This is a genomic window from Sphingobium sp. DC-2 (assembly GCF_000722555.1).
Taxonomy (GTDB): domain Bacteria; phylum Pseudomonadota; class Alphaproteobacteria; order Sphingomonadales; family Sphingomonadaceae; genus Sphingobium; species Sphingobium quisquiliarum.
In genome coordinates, this window is record NZ_JNAC01000073.1 from 1 (window position 1) to 3,627 (window position 3,627).

Genomic DNA, 3,627 nt, shown 5'->3' on the forward strand with positions numbered 1-3,627 from the left:
GGCGGTAGGCGCAGGTTTCCTTCGGTTTTCCATGATTTCACTCCAGATAATATGAGTGCCAGGGGGTTGTCCGGAGACGGGCTAGGCCCGCCTTCGAACGTCGGTGAGCATCGTGATCAGGGCATCGGATGGCGGCTTGAAGCGCCCGGGCTTGATGGCAGGAGCGCCGTGCGCCGCGAGAATCTGCAGCTTCTCCTCGGGATCGGCGCGCAAATAGGTCTCGGTGCTCTGGATGCTGGCATGGCCGAGCCACAATGCGACTTTGCGAATGTCCCCTGTCGCCGCGAGCGTGTGCATTGCGCAGGAGTGGCGCAGCACGTGCGGTGTTACGCGCTTGCCAAGGATCGACGGCTGCTTCTCTGCCGCGCGCTTGACGTGCTCCGCCAAACGGAACGCAAATCCGTCGCGGGTCATGGGTTGCCCGCTGGCATTGAGGAATATCTCGGCAGCTTGCGCATCGGGGCGGATCGCAAGCCACGCGCGCAATGCGAACTGAGTCTCCTTCCAGAGCGGGAGGACCCGTTCACGCCGTCCCTTGCCCATGATGTGCACGGTGGACAGGAAGCGGTCCGGGAAATCGCGCAGTTGTAGCGTTACGAGTTCCGACACCCTCAGCCCGCCAGCATAGGCCAGATGCAGCATTGCGCGATCGCGGGTGCCAAGGCGTGTCCGGGGATCCGGGGCGTCGAGCAAAGCCTTGATCTCTGCCCGGTCGAGGTAGTCGATCAGCGCCTTGTCGGTCTTCTTGGTAGGGATCGATCTGACGCGAAGGGCCTGATCCAGGCAGGCCGGAATACGATACTCGATGTAGCGGAAGAAGGACCGGATCGCGGCGAGCCTGCCATTGCGGGTCCGAACACAGCTGCCGCGACCGTTCTCGACATGGTCAAGGAAGGCCATGATCATGTCGGTGCCGAGATCCTCGATCTCGAGATCGGTCGGCCGACGCTTCAGCCGATCGGCAGCGAACTGGACCAGGAGGACAAAGCAGTTGGCATAGGTCTTCACCGTGTGCGGACTGACAGCACGTTCGCGCGGCAGATGTTCACGCAGGTAGATCGAGAGGTGCGGAGCGAGTGCCGTCATGCCGCTTCTCCCCGGTAAAGTTGCTCGCTGGCGACAGCGATATCGCGCAGCAGCACCGGAGTGGCCTCGAGATACCAATAGGTGTTGGCGACCGACGCATGCCCCAGATATACGCTGAGTCCGGCCATGTGGTGTGCGATGGCTTCCCTGTCGCGCGGACAGGACTCAAGGGAACGCACGGCGAAAGTGTGCCGCAGGTCGTGTAACCGCATCCCGGCCGTTCCGGTCGGTCCGCGGTATCCGAGCTGCCGGGCCAGCCTGACGAACACCACGTGGGCGCGCACCTTGTGTGGTGCTCTCCCCCGAATGGTCACGAACAGGTCATTGCCCGTGGCGCCAAGCCTTGCTCGGGTGGCGAGATATGCTTCGAGCGCCTGACGGGTCGATGGCTGCAAGGTAATCAGCCGCTGCTTGCCGAACTTGCCGTTGCGGACGATCAGGCCATCCTCGACCAGATCGTTGCATTGAAGAGCGAGGGCCTCGGAAATCCGGAGACCTGTCGCCGCCAGCAGGCCGAACAGATAATGATACGTGTACGGGCTGATCGTGCCTTGGGGCGCAACGTCCAATACCGCGGTCATGATCGCCCGGACCTGTTCCGGTTCGATGATGGTCGGGGTCGGGCGTGGCCGCTTGCCCCGACCGAAGACGCCCGCAGGCGGAACCTCGTGAGCTGGATCTTCAGCATGAGCGAAAAGGCTGAAGTTACGTACGGCGTCGAACCTATGGCGGGCCACGTTCTGCGAGCTTGCCGTGTGGCACCAGTCGTAAATGCGCTGCACTTGGGTGTGCCGGTCACCGGCGCGGCCGGCGAAATCGGCGTATTGGCGCAGCAAGCGTTCCTGTTCGGAGAACTTCCGTCCCAAGCTGCGATGGAGCGAGACGTATCTGGAAATGTGCATGTTCAGCATGACGGTTCTCCCGGCCATGGCTGCGCGATCTTCATGAGCATCGGCAGATCGACCTTGGCGTAGATGGCAGTGGTCTCAGGCGAGCTGTGACGCAGGATGGTCCCAACGGACTCCAGGCCTGCGCCCGCGCGCAGCAGGTTGGTGGCAAGCGAATGCCGGAATATGTGCGACCCGGTCGGCACTCCTTCGATCCCACCGCGGTCGCGCGTTCGAGCGACGATGCCCGCGATCTCGGCGGACGAGCGGAATGGCCGAAACGGTGCTTGTGCACGCAGGAACAGATGCTCTTCGGCGGCCTCCGGGCGGGCTGCCGCAAGATATGCCAAGATCGCGTCGCCGACATCCTGCGGCAATGGCAGACGGTCCGGTCGACGCGTCTTGCCCTTGACCGTCAGGTGGCCGGACCGCCAGTCGATGTCGTCGAGACGCATGTCCTGAACATCGGCAGCCCTCAGGCCGAGCCTGGCGAGCAGGAGAATGATGGCCTTGTCCCGGACTTCTACCGGACGATCTGTCGGGCAGGCCGCAATGATCCTCTCGATCGTTGCCGGGTCGACGTGGCGCGGCAGCGTCGAAAGGCGGTAGCGCTGCACTGATGGAACTGCATGCAACAATGCAGGCCGGCACTCGCCACGCACGACCAGAAACCGGATGTAGCTCCTCATTATCGTGACGAGCAGCGATGCCGAGCCCGGCGTCTCCTTGCTTCGTCGTTGAAATGCGCTCCTGAGTCCGGCGGCATCCCATTGCGAAGGCTCGCCCAGCATCGGCATGAGCCGTCTGATATCGGTCCGGTAGCGCCGGATCGTCTCATCGGTGACGCCGCGATGTTGCTTGAGCCACGTGAGGTAAGCCGACATGTGCGGGTCATCGTCAGCCACCGGTTCAACCGATGGGATGACACCGCGGCCTCGCAGGAACTCGACGAAGTGCCGTGCGCATCGCCGCCGCCGCTTCGTGCCCGTGGCGACCAGCTTGCCGCGCTTGCGCCATACCGGGCATCGGCAATCATGCGCAGCGTACTGGTCGATGATCGTGTCGTCGATATCGATCCATTGGCGTCGCGTAATGCGAAGCCAGGCCATGAAATGCTCGGCCTCGGACCGATAGGCCTGCGCGGGTCCCTCGGCGAGTTGCAGGCGATCGATCGCATCGGAATAGTCAGCGAGGTGCCGTGGCAGATCGTCGATCCCGTCGTCGACTTCGACGTAGCCTTGATCTTCCAGGAACCGGACGAAGCGCCTGACCCTTGCTGCTTGGTCAGCCTTGTAGTGCGCTTGCTGCGCCGAATACCGGTGGCACCGACACCGATGCTTCTCGAACCGCCGGACAGCCCGATCGTCAATCGTGCGGATCGCGATCTCGTGCAGGTCCAGCCAATGCAGGAAATGGCGGACCGCCGCGCCATACAGAACCGCACAGCCTGACCTCTCGTCGAGCGACAGAGAGGAGAGAAATGCGGCGAGAAGAGTGCCGTGACTGGGCGAATCTTCGACCCGGAGCGGGGCAGTCCGAAACGGCAGTGATGATCGTGTTCGCATGTTGGCTCCTTCGACTTGCTGAGGTCGACGGAACCGTAGTTATCTGGAGTGAAATCATGGAAAACCGAAGGAAACCTGCGCCTACCGCC

3 protein-coding genes are annotated in these 3,627 nt (G+C 62.8%); all 3 read right to left on the reverse strand.

Going from position 1 to position 3,627, the window contains the following annotated elements; all coding sequences use genetic code 11:
* Window positions 1-81 precede the first annotated feature (81 nt).
* Genes ET21_RS0115555 through ET21_RS0115565 form a run of 3 tightly spaced genes read right to left on the reverse strand, consistent with a single transcriptional unit; the run spans window position 82 to window position 3,538 of the window.
* A complete protein-coding gene (locus ET21_RS0115555) occupies window positions 82-1,086 on the reverse strand; it encodes a tyrosine-type recombinase/integrase (RefSeq protein ID WP_030540398.1) in 1,005 nt (334 codons plus the stop codon).
* Complete coding sequence (locus tag ET21_RS0115560) at window positions 1,083-1,997, reverse strand: tyrosine-type recombinase/integrase (protein ID WP_030540399.1); 915 nt, start codon at window positions 1,995-1,997, stop codon at window positions 1,083-1,085. Before ET21_RS0115560 ends, ET21_RS0115555 begins: the two co-directional genes overlap by 4 nt.
* On the reverse strand, window positions 1,991-3,538 hold the full coding sequence (locus tag ET21_RS0115565; protein WP_030540400.1) for a tyrosine-type recombinase/integrase: 1,548 nt from the start codon (window positions 3,536-3,538) through the stop codon (window positions 1,991-1,993). The genes ET21_RS0115560 and ET21_RS0115565 overlap by 7 nt, the downstream gene beginning before the upstream one ends.
* Window positions 3,539-3,627: the final 89 nt, after the last annotated feature.